The organism is Luteimonas sp. A478 (assembly GCF_054052025.1).
This window is the reverse complement of sequence record NZ_JBSVRF010000003.1, coordinates 301,846-322,928: the sequence shown is the minus strand read 5'-3', so window position 1 is coordinate 322,928 and position 21,083 is coordinate 301,846. Positions and strand designations below refer to the sequence as shown.

Sequence of the window (21,083 nt, the reverse complement as noted above, 5' to 3'; positions counted from 1 at the left end):
TTTCGCGCGCATGGCGCGCTCCTACGGGGGAGGCTGCGGGGCGGACATCAGGCGCTCGACGTAGCGGGCGATCAGGTCCACCTCCAGATTGACCGGATCGCCAACGCCGGTGCTGGAAAAACGGGTGTGCTCCACGGTGTGCGGAACCAGTGCCACTTCAAAGCCGGAATCGTCCACGCCGTTGACGGTCAGGCTGACGCCGTCCACGCAGATCGAGCCCTTCATGGCCACATAGCGGAGCACGGCGGGCGGTGCGGTGAAGCGCCAGCGCTGGGCGCGGGCGTCCGGTTCAATCCGGTCCACGTGCCCCACGCCGTCCACATGACCGCTGACCAGGTGCCCGCCCAGGCGGTCATCCGGCCGCATGGCGCGCTCAAGGTTCAGCGCGGCACCCTGCGACAGTCCGCCCAGGGTGGTCAGCGCCAGGGTTTCGTTGGACACATCGGCCTGGAACGAGGCCGCGTCGAACGCCACCACGGTCAGGCAGACACCGTTGACGGCGATGCTCTCGCCCAGCTGCACCGCTTCGAACGGAAGGGTGCCGGCCTCCACCACCAGGCGCACATCGCCGCCGCGCGGCTCACGGGCGGCCAGCCGGCCCACCCCTTCGATGATTCCGGTGAACATCAGGCGCACCCCTGCCCGCTCGGACGGGGCGCAATGAAAACACTGGAGAAGATGGAACAGGACATGGCGTTTCCCGCATTGGTGGCGAAAAACGTCCCGGGCGCAGGACACGCGCGCGGCTCACGGCCGCACGAATGGTCTTCTTTCATCCGGACTGTGGGGAACCGGTGCCGGGCATTGCCCACCGCCGCTTCCCGGACCGTCGGCTCCGGCATTGGACCGGATCTGCTGACCCTGCGGTTTGCACCACAGGCGCTCGCGGGCTTGCGGGACGCCGTTCCGGCCGCCGCGCCTACCGCCGGTGGGGACTTCCACCCCGCCCTGAAGACGTTTCTGGTTGGTTTGAGTGCCGGCGAACCGGCAGCGGAATTCTACCATCCGAGCCCGACGCCCGGCCCGGAACGCCGCGTTCCGCCCGCAGCCCCCCCCCGGGCGTAGGAGCTCAGGGCCCGCCTTGCGGCACGGGCCGCAGGCGGATGCGCAGGTCGTCGCCGAGCTTGCGGGTTTCAGCGGCGCGCAGGCAGTAGCGGTGGGCCATGTCTTCCACCTTCAGCCCGGCAAACAGCGGCCGTGCACTGTCGCCCAACAGCATCGGGGCCACATAGAGCAGCAGCTCGTCCACCAGCCCCGCCGACAGCAGCGCCCCGGCCAGGGTGGCGCCGGCTTCCACGTGCACCTCGTTGACCCCGCGCTCCACCAGCAGCTGCAGCACGGCGTTCAGGTCCAGCATGCCGTTGTTCATCGGCACCGCCGCCCGGGACGCTGACATGTCGCGCGGCGGCTTTACGTCGGGGGCGTGCAGGTACAGGGTGGGCGCATCGCCCTCGCGCACCCGGCCGCGGGCCACCGTGGCCAGGCCCGGATCCAGTACCACGCGGATGGGCGCCACGAACGGCGTGTCATCGCCCAGGCGCACGGTCAGCTGCGGATCGTCGGCCAGGATGGTGCCTGCGCCGGTGAGGATGGCGCCGGCGCGGGCGCGCCAGCGATGGCCATCCACCCGCGCGGCTTCGCCGGTGATCCACTTGGATTCGCCACTGGCCAGCGCGGTGCGCCCGTCCAGGCTCATGGCCAGCTTCACCCGCACCCAGGGACGACCCCGCTCAATGCGGGAAACAAAGCCGATGTTGAGCTCGCGCGCCTGCGCCTCCATCAGCCCGGAGACGGTCTCGATCCCGGCGGCCTGGAGACGCCCGAAACCCTTGCCGTCCACCTGCGGGAAAGGATCGCGCATGGCCGCCACCACCCGCACCACGCCCGCGGCCGCCAGCGCATCAGCGCACGGGCCGGTATGTCCGGCATGGGCGCAGGGTTCAAGGGTCACGTAGGCGGTGGCGCCACGGGCGCGCTCGCCGGCGGCCTCCAGGGCCAGCGCCTCGGCGTGCGCCTCGCCCTGGCGCTGGTGCCAGCCTTCCCCCACCACTTCACCGTCGCGGACCAGCACGCAGCCCACCATCGGATTGGGCTTGGTGGTGTACAGGCCGCGCTCGGCCAGGCGCAGCGCGCGCGCCATCATCTCGTGATCGGTCGCGCTGAATTGATTGGTCATGGAAACAGCCTTTTGCCCCGGATCAGGAATGTCATTGCGTTGCGGCGTGCGCCCTCAGCGCTTGCGGCCCTTGGCGGCGCCGGGGTCGGCGGGCAGAACTTCGCCCCCTACCCCCGGCAACGGCAGCTGGCCTTCGTCAGGCGAATCGCGCTCCAGCCGGTCCAGTTCATGGCGGAAATCAGCCACGTCCTGGAACGAGCGGTACACCGAAGCGAAACGCACGAAACCGATATGGTCGAGCTTGCGCAGCTCGGCGATCACGAACTCGCCGATCCGCCGCGACGGCACCTCGCGTTCAGTGGTCATGCGCAGCTGATGCACCACTGCCCGCACCGACGCTTCCACCTGCTCTTCCGGCACCGGGCGCTTGTGTAGCGCCCGGTCGAAACTCTGCCGCAACTTGCGCGTTTCAAACGCCTCCCTGCGGCCATCGCTCTTGATCACCGCAGGCAGTTTGAGCTCGATGGTCTCCAGGGTGGAGAAGCGCTCGCCACAGGCCTCGCACTCACGCCTGCGGCGGATGGTGGCCCCATCCTCCGAGGCGCGCGAGTCGATCACCCGGGTATCAACGTGCTGGCAGAAGAGGCAGTGCATCAGGCCCGCCGGGCGGGATCAGCCGTACACCGGATACTTGCGGCACTGGGCGGTGACCTGGTCACGCACGCGGGCAATCACTTCCTCGTCCGCCGGCGCGTCCAGCACGTCGCACATCCAGTTGGCCAGATCCACGCAGTCCTGCTCGCCGTAACCGCGGGTAGTCACCGCCGGCGTGCCGATGCGCAGGCCCGAAGTGACGAACGGCTTTTCCGGATCGTTCGGCACCGCGTTTTTGTTGACCGTAATATGGGCCCGGCCCAGCGCCTCCTCGGCAGCCTTGCCGGTGATGCCCTTGCCGATCATGTCCACCAGCATCAGGTGGTTCTCGGTGCCGCCGGACACGATCCGGTAGCCGCGCTCGATGATCGTCTTCGCCATGGCCTGGGCGTTCTTCACCACCTGCTGCTGGTAGGTCTTGAACTCCGGCTCCAGCGCCTCCTTGAAGGCCACCGCCTTGGCCGCGATCACGTGCATCAGCGGCCCGCCCTGCAGGCCCGGGAACACAATCGACTGCAGCTTCTTGCACATGTCGTCGTACATCTCGCCCGCGCCTTCGCGGCTGGCGACGATGATGCCGCCGCGCGGTCCGCGCAGGGTCTTGTGGGTGGTGGAGGTGACCACGTGCGCGTGCGGCACCGGGTTGGGATACACGCCGGCGGCGATCAGCCCGGCCACGTGGGCCATGTCGACGAAGAAGATCGCGCCAACCTTGTCGGCGATCGCGCGCATGCGAGCCCAGTCGATCACCTGCGAGTAGGCGGAAAACCCGGCGATCAGCATTTTGGGCTTGTGCTCGACCGCCTGCTTCTCGACCTCGTCGTAGTCGATCAGCCCGGCGTCGTCCACGCCGTACTGCACGGCGTTGAACAGCTTGCCGCTGATATTGGGCTTGGCGCCGTGGGTGAGGTGGCCGCCGTGCGCCAGCGACATGCCCAGAATGGTGTCGCCGGGCGAGAGCATTGACAGGTACACCGCCTGGTTGGCCTGCGAACCCGAATGCGGCTGCACGTTTGCATAGTCGGCGCCGAACAGCTGCTTGATGCGGTCGATCGCCAGCTGCTCGGCCACGTCCACATACTCGCAGCCACCGTAGTAGCGCCGGCCCGGATAGCCTTCCGCGTACTTGTTGGTCAGCTTCGACCCCTGCGCTTCCATCACCCGCGGGCTGGCGTAGTTTTCCGAAGCGATCAGCTCCACGTGGTCTTCCTGCCGCCGACCCTCATCCGCGATGGCCGCGGCCAGCTCGGGATCGTAGCCTTCGATGCGCGCGTCTTTGGGAAACATTCAACTTCTCCTGGTCGGGGCGGGGGGAATGGACTGATTGTAGCTTTTCGGCCGCTGCGGGCGGCGCCCGCCCGGCCGCGATCGGCCCGGTTGTGATACCTGCGGCCCGACCCCAGTTATAATGTCCAGATCCTGACACCTTTCCCGGTCCGTCTTACCACGGGCCGGTTTTCGCTTGCGGAGCCCCCCAATGTCGCAATACATCTACACCATGAACAAGGTGTCCAAGGTGGTGCCGCCCAAGCGGCAGATCATCAAGGACATTTCGCTCAGCTTCTTCCCCGGCGCCAAAATCGGCCTGCTGGGCCTGAACGGCTCCGGCAAGTCCACGGTGCTGCGGATCATGGCCGGCGTGGATACCGATTTCGAAGGCGAGGCGCGCCCGCAGGCTGGGATCAAGGTCGGCTACCTGGCCCAGGAGCCACAGCTGGATCCGGAGCACACCGTGCGCCAGGCGGTCGAGGCGGGCCTGGGCGAAGTGTTCCAGGCGCAGGCTGCGCTGGACGCGGTGTATGCCGCTTACGCCGAGGAAGGCGCAGACTTCGACGCCCTGGCCAAGGAGCAGGAGCGGCTGGAGGCAATCCTGGCCAGCGGCGACGCCAACACCCTGGAACAGCAGCTGGAAGTGGCCGCCGACGCGCTGCGCCTGCCGCCCTGGGACGCGGTGATCGGCAAGCTGTCCGGCGGCGAGAAGCGCCGCGTGGCGCTGTGCCAGCTGCTGCTGCAGAAGCCCGACATGCTGCTGCTGGACGAGCCCACCAACCACCTGGACGCCGAATCGGTCGAATGGCTGGAGCAGTTCCTGGCCCGCTACACCGGCACCGTGGTGGCGGTCACCCATGACCGCTACTTCCTCGACAACGCCGCCGAATGGATCCTGGAGCTGGATCGCGGCCGCGGTATTCCGTGGAAGGGCAACTACACCCAGTGGCTGGAGCAGAAGGAAGACCGGCTCAAGCGCGAGGAATCCTCGGAGAAGGCCCGCCAGAAGGCGATCCAGAAAGAGCTGGAGTGGGCACGCAGCAACGCCAAGGGCGGTCGCTCCAAGGGCAAGGCCCGCCTGTCCCGGATCGAGGAGCTGCAGTCGGTCGACTACCAGAAGCGCCAGGAAACCAACGAGATCTTCATCCCGCCGGGCGAGCGCCTGGGCACCAAGGTGATGGAGTTCAAGAACGTCTCCAAGAGCTTTGGCGACCGCCTGCTGATCGACGACCTGAGCTTCATCGTCCCGCCCGGGGCGATCATCGGCATCATCGGCCCCAACGGCGCCGGCAAGTCGACCCTGTTCAAGATGATCACCGGCCAGGAGAAGCCTGACTCGGGCACGATCGAAATGGGTCCGACGGTCGACATCGCCTACGTGGACCAGAGCCGCGACAAGCTGGAAGGCAACCACAACGTCTTCCAGGAAGTCTCCGGCGGCGCCGACATCCTCAATATCAACGGCATCGAGATCCAGTCGCGCGCCTACCTGGGCCGCTTCAACTTCAAGGGCCAGGACCAGCAGAAGATGGTGGGCACGCTGTCGGGCGGTGAGCGCGGCCGGCTGCACATGGCCAAGACCCTGCTGCAGGGCGGCAACGTGCTGCTGCTGGACGAACCGTCCAACGACCTCGACGTGGAAACCCTGCGCGCCCTGGAAGACGCGCTGCTGGAGTTCCCCGGCAACACTTTCGTGATCAGCCATGACCGCTGGTTCCTTGACCGCGTCGCCACCCATATCCTGGCGTTCGAGGGCGACTCGCACGTGGAGTTCTTCCAGGGCAACTATCGCGAGTACGAGGAAGACAAGAAGCGTCGCCTGGGCGATGACGCGGGTCCGAAGCGGCTGCGGTTCAAGGCGCTGAAGTGACCCTGGCGCGCCCGCGGACAACGCGGGCGCCTTTTGCGGGACGGTGGACACCGGCATGACTTTCATCGACAACTTGCGCAGCCGCTGGCGCACTGCGAACACACTGGTCTGCGTGGGCCTGGATCCTGAGCCGGCGAAGTTCCCGGCCAAGTTTGCCGACGATCAGGACGCCGTCTTCGCGTTCTGCCGCGACATTTCCGATGCGACGGCGGAGTTCGCCTGCGCGTTCAAGCCGCAGATCGCGCACTTCGCCGCGCTCGGCGCCGAAGACGCGCTGGATCGGCTGATCACGCACCTGCACCAGGCGCATCCGGCCGTGCCGGTGATCCTGGACGCCAAGCGCGGCGACATCGGCTCGACCGCACAGCACTACGCCGCCGAGGCCTTCGACCGCTACGGCGCAGACGCGGTGACCGCCAACCCGTACCTCGGCCGGGATTCGCTGCAGCCCTTCCTCGACCGCGCCGACCGCGGCGTGGTGATCCTGTGCCGCACCTCCAACCCTGGCGCCGCCGACCTGCAGGACCTGCCGGTCCGCGGCGCGGATGGCGGGGAGCGCCCGCTGTACCAGCACGTCGCTGAAACCATCGCCCGCGACTGGAACGGCAATGGCAACTGCGCCCTGGTGGTGGGTGCCACCTGGCCCGATCAGCTGCGCGAAGTGCGCGCAATTGTCGGTTCCGACATGCCACTGCTGGTACCCGGCGTGGGCGCACAGGGCGGCGACGTGGAAGCAGTGGTGCGCAATGCCCGCAGCGACGATGGCACCGGGCTGGTGATCAGCTCGTCGCGCGCAATCCTCTATGCCTCCGCCGGTGACGATTACGCCGAAGCCGCCGCCGCGGCCGCCCGCGACCTGCGCGACGCCATCAACCGCTTCCGCTCCGCCTGAACCGCCGGACTGGCACCGCGTAGGAGCGCGCCATGCGCGCGAAGCCGCGTGAATTCCGGGGGTCCCGCCGAGGCGTCGGCAACAACGCCGTGGCCGGCGGAACCTCTACCCCACGCGGTGCAGTTCCGGTTACCGCACGCGGCCCACAACGACCCGCGGACCATGATTCACGCGGCTTCGCGCGCATGGCGCGCATGGCGCGCTCCTACACGGGCGATACCGTACGGCCCGTTGGCACATCCGGCGATACCATGCCCACCCTGGCCCGTGGGCATAGCCGGCGGTACCATATGACCCCGGCGCCGGCCGCTTCCGTATCCGTATCCGCGTCAGGCCACCTGGAACACCTGGCGCAGGTAGGTCAGGTAGCCTGGATCATCACACATGGTCTTGCCCGGCGAGTCGCTGAGCTTGGCCACCGGCTGGCCGTTGCAGCGGACCATCTTCATCACGATGCTCAGCGGCGTCACGCCCAGGTCGTTGGTGAGGTTGGTGCCGATGCCGAACGACATCTTCGTCCTCCCGCGAAAACGCGCGTACAGGCGCATCACCTGATCCATGTCCAGGCCATCGCTGAACACCAGCACCTTGGTGTTCGGATCAAGCCGGTAGCCCTGCAGGTGGGCGATCATGCGCTCGCCCCATTCGAACGGGTCGCCGGAGTCATGGCGCATGCCGTCGAACAGCTTGCAGAAATACAGGTCGAAATCACGCAGGAAGGCATCCAGTCCGATCACGTCGGTCAGCGCGATGCCGAGGTCACCCCGGTATTCGCGCGCCCAATTGTCGAAGGCGGCGCTCTGCGAATCGCGCAGCCGCGGGCCCAGCGCCTGGAATGCCTGCAGCCACTCATGGGCCATGGTTCCCTGCGGATTGATGCCCAGCCGGCGGGCCAGATCCAGGTTGCTGGTGCCGGCAAACTTCGGCCCCAGCTCATCAGCCAGCATCTCCACCACTTCGCCGTGCCATGCGCGCGAGTAGCGCCGGCGGGTGCCGAAGTCGGTGATGCGGCAATCCTCATAGCCAACCCCTTCGCGCAGCTGGGCGGCCTTGTCGCGCAAGCGGCGCAGTCCCTCCACCCGCACTTCCGGCCCGGCCCCGTGGGCCATGTGCAGCTCGCTGATGATGGCCAGCAAGGGCACCTCGAACATGATCGTGTGCAGCCACGGCCCGGTGACTTCCAGCTCGATCCCGCCCTGCTCCGAATCCGAGCGGCGCAGTGAGACGTACTTGCGATCCAATCGGAACAGGCCGAGGAAATCGATGAAATCGGGCTTCATGAAGCGCAGCCCGGCCAGGTAGTCCAATTCCTCCGGGGTGAAACGGAGACTGCACAGCGCATCGATCTCCGCCGAAATCGCCTCCATGTGCTTGGCCAGATCAACGTCGGGCGTGCGGCAGCGGAAGCGATACACCGCGTGCGCGCCGGGATGCTGGTGCAGCACCGCCTGCATCATGGTGAGCTTGTAGAGATCGGTATCGAGCAGCGATTCAATGACCGGCATGGCGTCCTCGGATGGGCCCCGCGGCGGCCTTGTCAGCGGCTGCGCCGTCGGACTCGCCGGTGCTTCAGGCTCCGCCCTGCGAGCGGCTGACGGCCCGCAATACGGCGATGGGGAAACGGGCCCAGATGATCGCATACACCGCCAGGCGCACCGGCAGCGAGCGCTTGGGCGCCTCGAATCGCCTGAAGTAGCGGCCCAGGCCGCGATGCTTGTTCCACTCCACGAACACTGGCCGCGAGCGGCTCGACACCCCGCGCACGTGCATCACCCGCGCCGGATTGGCCACGCCGATGAGCGCCCCGGCCTCACGCGCGCGACGGCACAGATCGAGATCTTCGGCGTGCAGGCGGTAGCCTTCGTCAAACCCGCCCAGCTCCTCATACAGCGCGCGCGGCATCAGCATCAGCGCGCCCGATATCGCCTGCACCGGCTGCAGCGGCTGGCTGTCATCCGGGGTGATGGCCATTGTGGTGGCGGTACTGCCGCCGCCCAGCACGCCGCGGAGCATGGCGACAAAGTCCGGCTCACGCCGCCGCGCCGCAGGATCCCGCGCGCCATCCTCTCCGACCAGATCCGCCCCCAGCAGCACGCGTGGCAGTCCGTCGCCAGCCGCCGGCTCGTCATGTTCCCACGCCAGGGCAGTCATTCGCACAAACGTATCCGGCTCCACCATCAAATCGGGATTGACCATGGCCACCCAGCTGCCGCTCTCGTCACCCGCTGCCGCCACGCCCTGGTTGCAAGCCACGGCGAACCCCGGGTTGTCCGGATTGGCGATGAAGCGCACCCGCCGGTCGGCGGCCGCGTGCCGCTGGACGATTGCCATGGTCCCGTCATTGGAACCGTTGTCGACCACCCGCACGGCGGCCACCGACTCCGCCGCCCGCAGTCGCTGCAGGCATTCGTCAATCGTTGAAGCGCTCTGGTAAGTGACCACCACGGCGGTGACCGTATCGGCGCATTCACGCCTGTCGTTCTGCACGCTCATTCTTCCGCGTTCCCAACCTCGACGACTGCATCAAGTCCGGCAAACAGTTCGCGCTGCGGCGGCAGCGCCGCCAGTTCGGCGAGCGCCGCCTGCAGCCGTGCGCGGGTCTGCTGCAGCGGGTCACGCATGATGAAACCGGCCAGCCGCGGATGCCAGTCCGGCCAGCGCGAGGCCAGTGCATGCATATCGCCATCGCCCAGTCCGCCCTCTCCACCGCGGGCCACGAAGGCTCTCTCACACAGCACGTTGCGCCAGCCGAGACCCGACAGGCGCAGCGACAGGTCAATCAGCGCTGCATACCAGGAGCGGTAGCTGGAGCCATCCAGCCCGCCGGCCCGCTGGCGGGCGCTGCCGCGCAGCAACACCGCGTGGCCGACGGCCGAGGGCAGCTCCGGATACAGCGGCGGCAGCAACGCGCAGGCGTCGGCGATGCGGTCCAGGTCGGACGGGATCGGATCAATCTCGCCGATGCGTGGCCACGCGGTCGCCTCCCCGGCATTGCACCAGGGCGTGGCCGTGGCCACGGCCGCATCGCGCTGGAAGCAGGCTGCCAGCTCCTCCAGCCAGCCCGGCGCCGGGACTGCGTCGGGGGCCAGCACCGCCACATCGGCATCACCGCAGGCCTTCAGCGCTTCGCCCAGGTGCCCTGCCTCACCGATGCCGCGCTGGCGGCGACTGTAGTCCGCACGCAGGCGGGTGCCGGCCAGCCACCGTTCCACGATCGCCAATCCCCGCGGCCCCGCGCACGCGTCATCTGCCAGCCACACCCGCGTCCCTGCGGGCGTACCCGCATCCAGCGCGGCCAGGCAGGCATCCAGCGCATCGTCATCAGTCCCCAGCGGCAGCAGGACAACCGGCAGTCCGGACACCAGCCCGACTCAGTCGTCGCTGGGCGGCGTCGCGGCGCGCGCGGCCTCGGCTGCCTCAGCGGCCTCGCGCTCGTACATCGGCTCCATGGCACGGAAGCGACGACCGTACTCATCGGTCAGCCGGCGCGCCTCCAGCGGATTGCGCACGATCGTCGGGGTCAGCAGGATGATCACCTCGCTGCGCTCGTTGCGGATCCGCTGCTGGCCGAACAGGCTGCCGAATATCGGGATCCGGCTCAGCCCCGGCACGCCGGTGGACCCACGCACCGAGCCCTCGCTCATCAGCCCGGCCAACATCACCGTATCGCCCGACTGCACCGCGGCCTCGGTCTTCAGATAGCGGGTATCGATGCGCACGTTGCCGCGCTCGTCCACCTCGCCCAGCGGCGAGCTGACTTCCTGGGCGATATCCAGGAACACCATGCCGTCCTGGGTCACCCGCGGACGCACCTTGAGGATGATGCCGGTATCCAGGTACTGCACCTGGGACAAGGCAGTGTCGCTGCCCATGCCCGGGTTGATGGAGACCGAGTTGACCGGGATGCGGCTGCCCACGTTGAGCTCGGCCTCGGCGTTGTTGCGCACGAATACCGAAGGGGTTTGCAGCAGGCGCAGGTCGGTTACCTCGTCCAGCGCCGAGATGATCGCGGCCGCATTGCGGCCGAGGAAGGTCCAGCCCAGCCCCGCCGCCCCGGCGCCGGTCGTCGTGCCGGTCACGTTGCCGGCCAGCGTGCTCCAGGTAGTACGGTTGACCGCGTTCGGCAGCCCGACATCGGTCACCGCACGCTCGAAGAACCAGTTCACGCCGTACTCCAGCACGCCGTCCAGCGCCACTTCGACCACCTGCGCCTCGATGTGCACCTGCATGGGCATCACGTCCATGCGTTCGACCACTTCGCGGATCGATTTCCACGCCTGCGAGGTGGCCCGCACCAGCAGGGTATTGGTCTCTTCCAGCGCGGATACGCCGACCTGGTCGCCGTCGACCTCCAGGGTCACGCTGCCCGATCCGACGCCCGCTTCGCCCAGCTGCAGCTGGCCGCCGCTGGCCATGCCGCCCCGCCGGCCCTGAGAGTCCACGCCACCGCGGCGCCGGGAGTCGTCGCCAAACTCGCCACCACCCACCGGCAGGCTGCTACCGCGTCCGCCCACGCCGCTGCTGCGCAGGCTGCTTGATTGCAGGCCCGGCATCAGCGAGGCGCTGCCATCGTCCATCCGCCCGCCACCGGCGCCGAACACCTCGGCCAGACGGTCGGCCAGGTCCATGGCCTTGATGTATTTGAGTTCGTAGGAATACAGCCGCGCATCGCGCCCGGCGCTGTCGATCCGCTCCAGCCAGCGCTGCACCTCGCCCAGATAGGCCGGCTGCGGGGTGATCACCATGATCGCGTTGGCGCCATCGAGCGGCATGAAGCGGAACATGCCCGCCACCGGGGAGCCACTGTCCTCGCCGAACACGGTCTCCAGGTCGCTGACCACCTCCGAGGCGCGCCCGGACTCAAGCGGGAACACGCCCACCGACATGCCGGCCAGCCAGTCCACGTCGAATATTTCGATGGTGCGCAGGTAGTTCTCCAGCTCCGCGCGACTGCCTGACACGGTGATCACGTTGCGTGCGTTGTCTGCGCTGACGATGGCGTCCGGCCGCGCGTAGGGCTCGAGCACCTTTTCCATCTCGGTGGCCGAGATGTAGCGCAGCGGCACGGTGCGCACCTCGAAGCCGCGCGCATCCACCGCAGCACCGGTGCGCGGGGCCACGGTACCGGTGGCCATCGCGCCTTCGGCCGGCACGATGTTGTAGCGGCCATCGCTGTAGATCATGCGGGCGTTGTTCCAGCCCAGCACCATCTCAAGCATGCTCAAGGCGCCCGAAGCGCTCACCGGGCGCGGCGTCGCCAGGGTCACCGTGCCCTGTACTTCGGGGGCAATCACGTAGTTCTGTCCCAGCATGTCGCCCAGGATCGCCTTGACCACCGCGTGTACGGGCGCGCCTTCGAAATTGAAGGTGGACTCGCCACTGGTCGCGGCCAGGCCGGGTCGGGGGGCGCTGGCGGCGGACTGGTTGATGGTGTGTCCGCTGCCATAGCGCAGCTGCGCCTGGGGCGGGCCGGATTCCTCCAGCGGCTCGGACTCGATGCTGCTGCGGATCACCGGCTCGGGCATGCCCGCAGTGCCACCGCGTTGCATATGCGGCACCGGCGTGGCGCAGGCGGCCAGCAGGGTGGTGAGCAGGGCGGCCAGTGCTGCTTTGGACAGGACGGATGGCTTCATGGGATGCACTCTAAGGATTCTGCTGCTGCGGCGTGGGCGACGACGATGGTTGCTGCTCGCGCAGGCGCGCGCGCCTCGCCTCGATGCGGCGCCGAATGGCTTCCGCCTGTTCGTTGCGGTCGCTGGCCTCGTTGCCCGCGCCGGTTTCGGCGATCACGCCGGTGGCCGGAGCACCGCGGCGAACCGGCTCGCGCTCCGGAGTGGTGGCCTCGGCCGACGCTTCTTCCGGTGGTTCCCCACCGTCCATCGGGGTGGGAGGCTCCCCGCCGATGCCGTCGAACACCCGCAGCTCGAGCCTGAGCTCGCCGTCCGGGCCGTTGAAGACGGCGCTGCGCGGGCTGAGCGAAGTCAGCGTCCAGTCCGGTGCCAGCGGTGAAGACTCGCCCAGGCGGAAGCTGAGCGCCTCGCCCTCACCCTCGCGCGGCTGCACGATCGCCATTTCCAGGCGCGGTGTGATCAACACGCTGGTCAGGACCACATCGAAACCGCTGCCCTGGACATCACCGTCCGCCGCGCCTTCCAGCACGAAGGGACGGTACGTGCGGTCCTCTTCGAACAGCGCGCGATCGCGGATAGCCGAATACTGGGGCAGCGGGCCCAGGCCGTCGTCGATGGGGCTGCCAGCCTGCGGCAGCGGCTGCAGCAGGGCCGGATCTTCCGGCAGCGGCTCCACCCGTCCGCCGAGGCCGAATGCTGCCAGCGCCCAGGTACAGACCGCCCACAGTGCGACGGCGCCGAGCAACCAGGTCCTGGCGCCGGCCTCTTCAATCCGCATGGCCAGCTCCGGGCAGCGGCCGCAGGTAGCCGATCAGGTCGAAGGTGACATCCAGCCCCGCGCCCCGCCCCTCTTCCAGCCGCATCCCGCCCAGCTGGTGGGTCAGCAGGTTCAAATTTTCCACGAACAGTCGCGGGGTGCCACTTTCCAGTCCGTGCAGGATCGTGGCCAGCTCCGCTCCGCCGCAGTGCAGGCGCACCTGCACCACCGCCCGCGGGAAGCGCTGTTGGCGGACATCGGTCATTGGCGAGCGGTTGATGATGGCGCAGCTGCGGTTGCCGGGGCTGGCCTCGGCAACCACGGTTTCCAGCTGCTGCACCAGCGCCGCGGTGGCGCGCTCCGGGCTTGTCTCGGGCATGAAACCGGGCCGGCGCAGGGCCTGTTCCCGCTGCGCCTGCAGCAGCTCCAGCACCTGCGGCTGCTGCGAAAGGGCCATGCGCGCGCGCAGGTCGCGCTGCTGCAGCGAATCGATCCGCGCGCCCACTTCCTGCATCGGTCGCGTCCACCACGGGTGCACCAGCAGCAGGTATCCCAGCCCCAGCAGCAGGACCAGGATGCCCAGCGCCAGCCAGCGCTCGCGCTCAGGGATCGGGCTGCGCATTGGCGCCTCCTGATGTATCGGCAGCGGCCGGGGCAACGGGGCCTGGAGTGGATGCGACTTCAGCGGTGAGGGTGAAGCGGTCGCGGCGGCTGCGTGGATCCGGCTGCAGCGCGCCGGCCAGAGCGGGCGAGTGCCACAGCTCCGAGTCTCCGAGCTGCTGCACCAGGGCCGAGGCCTCGGTGCTCTGGCCAATCAGCAGCAGGCGGCCGTTCTCGACCGCCAGCTTTTCCAGGTAGGTGCTGTCCGGCAGCAGGCGGCTCAGTTCGTCAAGGATCTCGACCATGGCCGGCTGCGCGGCACGCAGCTCGTCCAGGTACTGCATGCCTTCGATATGGTCGGCGACCTGGCGGCGCTGATCCGAAGCCTGGCGGGCCTGGGCGATCAGCTGCTGCGATGCCTGCTCGAACGCATCCGCCGCCTGGCGGCGATTGTCCAGGACCATCCACATGGCGCTGGCCACTGCCAGCACCGCCAGCGTGGCCAAGGCAAGGTTCCAGCGCTGCCAGGGATCGGCGCGGTGTTCGCGCGCGGCTTCCGGCAGCAGGTTGATGCCCAGCGGCGAATCGTCGTCATCGTCCAGGTCCACGCCCGCCAGGCCGGTACCGGCACCGCCCAGCGCGGCGATGGCGGCATCGAAGGCCGCGCGCGGCACCACCACCAGCTCGACATCCAGCTGGCCATCGCTGCGGCGACGGATCAGCCGCGCATCGAAACACACTTCGTTGGCCGCGAATGGCGTCTGCCGGTCGATCTCGAAACCCAGCACCTCGCGCAGCCGGTCGGCAGCGGCGATGGGCACCGTCATCGGGCGTCGCAGGGCGGTGCCGGCCGGAAGCACCAGCCAGCGCGGCAGCGCCGACAGCTGGGCCGGAAGCAGCGTGTTCAGGATGGCAGCGCCCCCGTCGGCGTCGGCAGCAACCCACGGCAGGCGGGCCAGCTCCGGCTCCCCTTCGCTGTGTTCGAGCACCAGCGAAAGTTCATCACTTGCATGCCGCAGCAGCAGCCGGCGGCCATCCAGGCCCAGCAGCGCGCGCAGCCGGGCCGGCACCCAGGTCGCCAGCGCGCGGCCCCACCACAACCAGAACCCCAGCCACGGTCCCAGGCGGCTTCCCCCTTCGCGCCACAGCCGCTGGATCAACGACGGGGGCGACGGGGGCGTCGGGGGCGAAGCGATGTGGTCGGCATCAGTCATCGGGTGCCGAAGCGCCCTCCTTCCAGCGCAGGGAAACATAGGCCGCACCGGGCAGGGCGGTCCCCCCCGCCCGCACCACTGCCTGCAATCGCGCCCGGCGCCCGTCAGGCAGGCGCGCGAGGCTGTCGATACTATACGTTCCGCTGCCGCCTGCGACGAAGCCCTGGTCAGGCGCAAGCATGGGGTCGGGCTTGCGCATTGCCTCTACGATTTCCGGGTCCAAACCCATGGCCTGCAGGACCGGGCCGCTGGCCCAGCGCTGGTCGGGAACCGGCGTGGCATTGTGCACGGTCACGTGCGGAGCCATGCGCGCTGCCAGGTCGGCGGGCATGCCGAGTACCAGTTCCAGTTCAGAAACAGTTTCGAACCACGCGTTCCTCGGCCCGTATGGCAATCCGGCCGCCGCGTACTGGGGGGCTTCGGCGGCGCCCACCAGCTGTCCCAGGTCGTCCTCGTCACGCCAGTCTTCAATCGCCGCGGCCAGCACCTGCGCTTCGACCTCATCCGTTCCCAGCGCCACCATCAGGGCCGCAAGCAGGGTCTGGTCGGCCACGTTGAGGTCGATCTTGCCGCGCTCGTCGACGATCCGCACCTGCACCGGCATGCCGGCGAACTCCCAGTCATACGGGCGCCCATCCGGCAGCCAGGCAGTCAGCGGGTCGCGATCGGCCAGCCGCAGCATGGCGTATTCCAGCCCCGCCCTCGCCGCCTGGTCCGCCACCACGCCGCGATACAGCACACGGCCCTGGATCTGTTCGATCCGCGCCGAGAATGCGAACGCCCCCACCAGGGCCGCCAACAGCGCCACCAGCCACATCACCAGCAGCAGCGCAGCGCCGCGCTGGGTCATGGGGGTCCGTCTACTGCTCAACGTCGCCGTCCTCCCGGGTATCCCTGGCCCTGGGCCTGAAAAGGGGCCACCACCAGGGTCGGCCATGCACCCTCGCGCTCGCCTTCCACTTCGATGCGGACCAGCAGCGGAAGCCGCTGCGGATCGGGCCACTCATCCAGCCAGTCGGTCATCCCGCCCTGCGCATCAGGGCCGCGATAGCTGAAACGCACGTTGGCCAGCTGACCGGCCAGCAGCTCGGGTGGACGCGCCGGCTCGTCGCGGAACACCTGCCCCGCAAGGACGGTGGCGAAGGAGACTTCCAGCCGCAGCCCGTCACGATCCCGGGCCGCGACCACCTCATGCAGCGCCGGCCCCCCATGACCCAGATACGGCGGCACATCGCTGACAAACAGCATGTGGTCCCGCCCGCCGATGAAGTACACCGGGTCCGGGCCGGCCAGGTCATGTTCAAAGGTCAACGCATGGGCCGAGGCCAGCCGGCTGCGCAGGAATCCCTGCACGGCCCGGATCCGCTCGCTGCTGGCCACCAGAACCTCCCCCCTTTCCACCGTGGCGGTGGCGGCGCGCAGGGTGGCAAAGGCCAGTGCAAGGCCGGCAGCCAGCAGCGCGGTGGCCACCAGCACTTCGATCAGGGTGAATCCGCGCGCGTGCCGCGTCGTCATTGCCATCCGGCCGCTCACAGCGACCCTCCCGCAGGGTCCGGCTGCACCAGCCGCAGCGAATCCACCTGCAGACTCTGCGCCGGGCCGCCATCGCCCCATTCAAGACGCAGCCGCAGCGCCATCAGCTGCGGACCGGCGACATCTTCAAGCAACTGCGGCGGCTGGGCGGGATCCACCCACGGAGCCACTTCAAGCGTCCAGCGGTAGCGTCCCGCATCCAGCTCGCCCTCGCGCCGGCCCGGCTGCAGCACTTCGCCCACGCCAGCCTGGGCGATCAGCGACTGCGCGTGCAGCGCCGCGCGCCCGGCATCGGCCGACCAGCGCACCTGGCGGGTGGCACCCGACAGCGTACCCAGCAACAGGGTCAGCGCCAGGGCCAGCACGGAGAAGGCCACCAGCACTTCGATCAAGGTGTAGCCGCGCTGGCGGGAACCCGGGCGTGCCCGGCCCCTCACCGCTGGCCCCGATGGATGCGCACTTCCCCGGTCAGCCAGGCCACGTCGATATCCCAGCGCGCGCCGCCGGATTCCAGCCGCACCCGGCCGCCGGTGGAAGCGCCGTCGTCGAAAAACACAACAGCCCCTTCATCACCGCGCAGCTGCGCCTCGCGGGCGCCGGTGAACTCCACTTCCATGCGCGCAGGGATCCGTCCGCTGCGGTCACGCGGCGCCTGCCAGGTACGGGCCACCGGATCGATGGTGAAGCGCTGCGGCGTGCCGGTGGCCAGAGCATGGGCGCGGGTGAAGCGCAGATTTGCGGCGATGTCCTTGGCCGCCGAGCGCATCTGCATGCGTTCCAGCCCTCCGCCCAGCACGCCCACCGCCAGCAGGCTGGCGATGGCGATCAGGGCCACGACCGCGATCACTTCCAGCAGTGAAAATCCGCGCTCGCGCCTGCCCATCCGGCACTCCCAACCCGGCTACTGCCGGATGCTGATGTCCGCATTGACGCTCTCGCCGCCGGGTTGGCGATCCGCGCCGTAGCTGACGATGTCAAAACGGCGGCCATCACCCGGCACCCGGTATTCAAACGGGGTGTTCCAGGGATCATTCAGTTCGCCCTGTGTCGCATACGGGCCCAGCCATCCGCTCACTCCCGAAGGCTGCACCACCAGGTCGCCGAGGCTGCCGGGCAGGGTGCCGGTATCCATCTCATAGCCTTCCACCTTGTCGACCAGGGTCTGCACCTGGGCCTGGGCCAGGTTGACCCGGGCGCGGTCGCCGCCGCCCAGGATGCGGCTGGCGGCAAACGCCACGATGCCGCCGATCAGCACCACCACCACGATGATTTCGATCAGGCTGAAGCCGTGCTCCCGCGACCCCGTGCGCCGGGAGCCGGCGCGGCCCGCCGGTTGCCGGCGTCCGTCCGCGAAACCCTGTCCGACCGGAGAAATGAAATGTCGACCCGCCCTGCGGCAATAACGATAGGAATTCATACGTCAACCTATGACATTGGTGAGATCGTAAATGGGAACCAGCACCGCCAGGATCACCACCCCGACGATGCCGGCCAACAGCAGGGTAACCACCGGCACCAGCGCCGCCAGCATGCGGTCCAGCGCCTGCCCGGTTTCCTGTTCGAAAGTATCCGCGGTCTTGAGCAGCATTGAATCCAGCGCGCCGGACTCCTCGCCGACCTGGATCATCTGCAGCGCCAGTCGCGGAAAACGCTTGTTCCGCCCCAGCGCCGACGACAGGCCCACCCCGCCCTTGACCTCTTCGGCCGCGGCTTCGACATCGGCCGCCAAGGCGGTGTTGCCGAGCACGTTGCGGCCGATGCCCAGCGCCGCCAGCAGCGGCACGCCATTCTTCAGCAAGGTGCCCAGGGTGCGCGCCAGCCGGGCGGTTTCCAGCCGCGCCACCAGCGGACCGGCGATCCGGGTACCCAATAGCCAGCCGTCGAAGCGTGCGCGGAACGCCGGATCACGCAGCCTGCGGTCGAACCACAGCAGGGCCAGCAGCGGCACGGCCAGCATCAGCAGCCACCAGTCGCGCACCAGCTCGCCCACGCCCAGCACCAGCCGGGTGAACAGCGGCAGGTCCGCATCCAGGCTTTCATACATGCCGGCGAACTGCGGCACCACGTAGCCCAGCAGGAACAGCAGCGACAGGCCCACCATCACCACCAGGATGGCCGGATAGATCAGCGCATTGATCACCCGACCACGCAGCTCACTGCTGCGCTCCAGGTAATCGGCCAGCCGCTGCAGGGTTTCATGCAGGGTTCCGCCGGCCTCACCCGCGCGGACCATGTTCACGTACAGGCGCGAAAACGCCCCATGCTGACGCTCCAGCGCCTGTGACAGCGGGCTGCCGCCGCGCACCGCATCGCGGATGTCACTGATGGTGCGCTTGGCGGCTGCATCCTCCGGCAGGTCCAGCAGGATGGTCAGCGCCCGGTCCAGCGGCTGTCCCGCGGCCAGCAGGGTCGCCAGCTGCTGGGTGAACTGCACCAGCCGCTGGCCGGCGAAAGGCTTCGGCCGCAACAGCGCGCGCCAGTTTGTGCGGCCGCCACCCTCGCTTGCAGGTCGCGCCTCGACCGGCATGTGCCCCTGCTCCTGCAGGCGCTGCACCACCTCAGCTTCGCTGGCGGCTTCCATCACGCCGTCGAGCGTCTCGCCGCGCGCGTTGAGTGCCTTGTAGCGGTACTGGGCCATCATCAGCGCCTGAGGTTGATGTTTCGCAAGGTGGTTTCGGTGGAGAAGGAAAAGCGCAGCTCCATGATTGCTGCCGCCAGCAGCCGGAAAACCCTATGCATCTTCCGTGACCCTCAACACTTCCTCGATGGTGGTCACCCCGGCCAGCGCCTTGACGATCCCATCCTCATACATGGTGCGCATGCCGTGCTGGCGGGCGATCTGTTCGATCTCGCCCATGCCGGCGTGGCGCATCACCGCCCGGCGCAGCTCGTCGTTCATGACCAGGAACTCCATGATCGTGGTCCGCCCCAGATAGCCGGTCGAAGTCAGCTCCGACGGGCGCGGGTGATACAGCATGATCTCGCCGTGCGGCTGGAAGCGCCGCAGGCCGAACTTCTCGATCTCTTCCGCGGAAGCCGGATAGCGCTCCGCATGGGTGGGCTCCAGCTGCCGCACCAGGCGCTGGGCCAGGATCCCGTTCACCGTCGAGGTCAGCAGGTAATCCTCCACCCCCATGTCGAGCATGCGGCTGATGCCGCCGGCGGCGTTGTTGGTATGCAGCGTGCTCAGCACCAGGTGGCCGGTGAGCGCGGACTGGATGGCGATGCGCGCGGTCTCCAGATCGCGCATCTCGCCGATCATGATGATGTCCGGATCCTGGCGCACGATCGAGCGCAGCGCATTGGCGAAATCCAGCCCGATCTGCGGCTTGGCCTGGATCTGATTGATGCCCTCGATCTGGTATTCGACCGGATCCTCGACCGTGATGATCTTGACGCCCGGGGTGTTGAGTTTGGACAGCGCGGTATACAGGGTGGTGGTCTTGCCCGAGCCGGTCGGCCCAGTGACCAGCAGGATCCCGTGCGGCTGCTCCAGCACCTTCTGAAACTGCGGCAGGAATTGATCGGTGAAGCCCAGCCGCTCGAAGTCGAACACCACCGTCTCGCGGTCCAGCAGGCGCATCACCACGCTCTCGCCGTGCGCGGTCGGCACCGTGCTTACGCGCAGGTCCAGCTCCTTGCCCTGGACCCGCAGCATGATCCGCCCGTCCTGCGGCAGCCGCCGCTCGGCAATGTTGAGCCGGGCCATGATCTTGACCCGGCTGATCACGGCGGCGGTCAGGTTGGCCGGCGGACTCTCGCCTTCCACCAGCACCCCGTCCACCCGGTAGCGGACCTTGAGCCGGTTCTCGAACGGCTCGATATGGATGTCGGACGCGCGCAGCTCCACCGCCCGTTGGATCACCAGGTTCACCAGTCGGATCACCGGAGCTTCGCTGGCCAGGTCGCGCAGGTGCTCCACGTCGTCCATGTCGCCCGCCTCGCCATCGGCGGTTTCCACGATCGCGCCCATCGCGCTGCGGCCCTGGCCGTACCAGCGCTCGATCAGGTCATCGATTTCCGAACGCACACCCACGACCGGCTGCACCTGGCAACCGGTGGCCAGATGCACCGCCTGGATGGCGTAATCATCGAACGGATCGGCCATCCACAGCACGAGTTGCGCCTGCGATTCGCCCAGCGGGCACACGTGGAACTGGCGCAGGAACCGTGGTGACAGCGGCTGCGCGCCCTCGATCAGCTCCGGCGGCTCGCCGGGAAGCTCCTTGCCCGCCACCAAACGCAGCCCCAACACGGCGGCACAGGCCTCGGCATGGTCACGTTCGGATATCAGCCCCAGCCTGCCGAGCAGGCCAAGCAGGCTGCCCCCGGCCTCATCATGCAGGCGTTGCGCGCGTGCAAGGTCGGGTTCCTTCAGCTTGCCCTGGTCCAGCAAGGCCGTAATCACGCGTTGTTCGGCCGACGCCACGCCGGGCGCCTGCCCACCGGCAGGTCTGCTTCCTGTCGCCGTATCGAGGGCTGGATTCACAGCGCTGGTCCTGTCTGCGTTGACTAGCGCAACTGTACAACGTCCGGGAATGAACCTTC

Annotated in this window: 20 protein-coding genes and 1 riboswitch; of the genes, 2 read left to right on the top strand and 18 right to left on the bottom strand. The window is 68.3% G+C overall.

Annotated elements, in window-relative coordinates; genetic code table 11:
* Positions 1 to 21: 21 nt before the first annotated feature.
* The 4 genes from ACW7G3_RS08010 to glyA form a co-directional block, all read right to left on the bottom strand.
* Complete coding sequence (locus ACW7G3_RS08010) at positions 22 to 627, bottom strand: riboflavin synthase (RefSeq protein WP_456982182.1); 606 nt, start codon at positions 625 to 627, stop codon at positions 22 to 24.
* Between the two features lie 133 nt (positions 628 to 760).
* A riboswitch (FMN riboswitch) is annotated at positions 761 to 960 on the bottom strand.
* A 109-nt stretch (positions 961 to 1,069) separates the two neighbouring features.
* Positions 1,070 to 2,176, bottom strand: coding sequence for a bifunctional diaminohydroxyphosphoribosylaminopyrimidine deaminase/5-amino-6-(5-phosphoribosylamino)uracil reductase RibD (gene ribD, locus ACW7G3_RS08005; protein ID WP_456982180.1), 1,107 nt, complete (start codon positions 2,174 to 2,176; stop codon positions 1,070 to 1,072).
* A gap of 54 nt (positions 2,177 to 2,230) precedes the next feature.
* A complete protein-coding gene (gene nrdR / locus ACW7G3_RS08000; protein WP_456982178.1) occupies positions 2,231 to 2,770 on the bottom strand; it encodes a transcriptional regulator NrdR in 540 nt (179 codons plus the stop codon).
* An 18-nt stretch (positions 2,771 to 2,788) separates the two neighbouring features.
* Complete coding sequence (gene glyA, locus ACW7G3_RS07995) at positions 2,789 to 4,057, bottom strand: serine hydroxymethyltransferase (RefSeq protein WP_456982176.1); 1,269 nt, start codon at positions 4,055 to 4,057, stop codon at positions 2,789 to 2,791.
* Positions 4,058 to 4,247: 190 nt separating this feature from the next.
* Here glyA and ettA point away from each other — a divergent pair, with 190 nt between their 5' ends.
* Together ettA and pyrF are read left to right on the top strand one after the other, a co-directional pair.
* Positions 4,248 to 5,909, top strand: a complete 1,662-nt coding sequence (ettA, locus tag ACW7G3_RS07990) for an energy-dependent translational throttle protein EttA (protein ID WP_456973693.1) — start codon at positions 4,248 to 4,250, stop codon at positions 5,907 to 5,909.
* A gap of 55 nt (positions 5,910 to 5,964) precedes the next feature.
* Positions 5,965 to 6,801, top strand: a complete 837-nt coding sequence (gene pyrF, locus ACW7G3_RS07985; RefSeq protein ID WP_456982174.1) for an orotidine-5'-phosphate decarboxylase — start codon at positions 5,965 to 5,967, stop codon at positions 6,799 to 6,801.
* Positions 6,802 to 7,130: 329 nt separating this feature from the next.
* On the opposite strand, the gene pncB is transcribed toward pyrF, so the two are convergent.
* From pncB to gspE, 14 genes are all read right to left on the bottom strand, one after another.
* Entirely contained in the window at positions 7,131 to 8,306 is a 1,176-nt protein-coding gene (gene pncB / locus ACW7G3_RS07980; RefSeq protein WP_456982172.1) for a nicotinate phosphoribosyltransferase, read from the bottom strand.
* 64 nt (positions 8,307 to 8,370) lie between these two features.
* A complete protein-coding gene (locus ACW7G3_RS07975; RefSeq protein WP_456982171.1) occupies positions 8,371 to 9,294 on the bottom strand; it encodes a glycosyltransferase family 2 protein in 924 nt (307 codons plus the stop codon).
* A complete protein-coding gene (locus ACW7G3_RS07970; protein ID WP_456982404.1) occupies positions 9,291 to 10,166 on the bottom strand; it encodes a glycosyltransferase family 2 protein in 876 nt (291 codons plus the stop codon). The genes ACW7G3_RS07975 and ACW7G3_RS07970 overlap by 4 nt, the downstream gene beginning before the upstream one ends.
* Positions 10,167 to 10,172: 6 nt before the next feature.
* Complete coding sequence (gene gspD / locus ACW7G3_RS07965) at positions 10,173 to 12,434, bottom strand: type II secretion system secretin GspD (protein WP_456982169.1); 2,262 nt, start codon at positions 12,432 to 12,434, stop codon at positions 10,173 to 10,175.
* A gap of 10 nt (positions 12,435 to 12,444) precedes the next feature.
* On the bottom strand, positions 12,445 to 13,209 hold the full coding sequence (locus ACW7G3_RS07960) for a hypothetical protein (protein WP_456982168.1): 765 nt from the start codon (positions 13,207 to 13,209) through the stop codon (positions 12,445 to 12,447).
* Positions 13,199 to 13,810 carry a type II secretion system protein GspM gene (gene gspM / locus ACW7G3_RS07955; protein WP_456982166.1) on the bottom strand — a complete coding sequence of 204 codons (612 nt, stop codon included), beginning with the start codon at positions 13,808 to 13,810 and terminating at the stop codon, positions 13,199 to 13,201. Before gspM ends, ACW7G3_RS07960 begins: the two co-directional genes overlap by 11 nt.
* Positions 13,791 to 15,002 carry a PilN domain-containing protein gene (locus ACW7G3_RS07950; protein ID WP_456982165.1) on the bottom strand — a complete coding sequence of 404 codons (1,212 nt, stop codon included), beginning with the start codon at positions 15,000 to 15,002 and terminating at the stop codon, positions 13,791 to 13,793. The genes gspM and ACW7G3_RS07950 overlap by 20 nt, the downstream gene beginning before the upstream one ends.
* The gene (locus tag ACW7G3_RS07945; RefSeq protein WP_456982164.1) at positions 14,995 to 15,852 is read right to left on the bottom strand and encodes a general secretion pathway protein GspK; all 858 of its coding nucleotides are present in this window, start codon (positions 15,850 to 15,852) and stop codon (positions 14,995 to 14,997) included. Before ACW7G3_RS07945 ends, ACW7G3_RS07950 begins: the two co-directional genes overlap by 8 nt.
* A 17-nt stretch (positions 15,853 to 15,869) precedes the next feature.
* Positions 15,870 to 16,523, bottom strand: coding sequence for a prepilin-type N-terminal cleavage/methylation domain-containing protein (locus ACW7G3_RS07940; protein WP_456982163.1), 654 nt, complete (start codon positions 16,521 to 16,523; stop codon positions 15,870 to 15,872).
* A gap of 8 nt (positions 16,524 to 16,531) precedes the next feature.
* Positions 16,532 to 16,972 carry a type II secretion system protein XpsI gene (gene xpsI / locus ACW7G3_RS07935; RefSeq protein ID WP_456982162.1) on the bottom strand — a complete coding sequence of 147 codons (441 nt, stop codon included), beginning with the start codon at positions 16,970 to 16,972 and terminating at the stop codon, positions 16,532 to 16,534.
* Complete coding sequence (gene xpsH, locus ACW7G3_RS07930; protein WP_456982160.1) at positions 16,969 to 17,418, bottom strand: type II secretion system protein XpsH; 450 nt, start codon at positions 17,416 to 17,418, stop codon at positions 16,969 to 16,971. Before xpsH ends, xpsI begins: the two co-directional genes overlap by 4 nt.
* Positions 17,419 to 17,436: 18 nt before the next feature.
* Positions 17,437 to 17,814, bottom strand: a complete 378-nt coding sequence (locus tag ACW7G3_RS07925) for a type II secretion system protein GspG (protein ID WP_456973759.1) — start codon at positions 17,812 to 17,814, stop codon at positions 17,437 to 17,439.
* 141 nt (positions 17,815 to 17,955) lie between these two features.
* Entirely contained in the window at positions 17,956 to 19,173 is a 1,218-nt protein-coding gene (xpsF, locus tag ACW7G3_RS07920; protein ID WP_456973715.1) for a type II secretion system protein XpsF, read from the bottom strand.
* Between the two features lie 93 nt (positions 19,174 to 19,266).
* Complete coding sequence (gene gspE, locus ACW7G3_RS07915) at positions 19,267 to 20,964, bottom strand: type II secretion system ATPase GspE (protein WP_456982402.1); 1,698 nt, start codon at positions 20,962 to 20,964, stop codon at positions 19,267 to 19,269.
* Between the last annotated feature and the right edge of the window lie 119 nt (positions 20,965 to 21,083).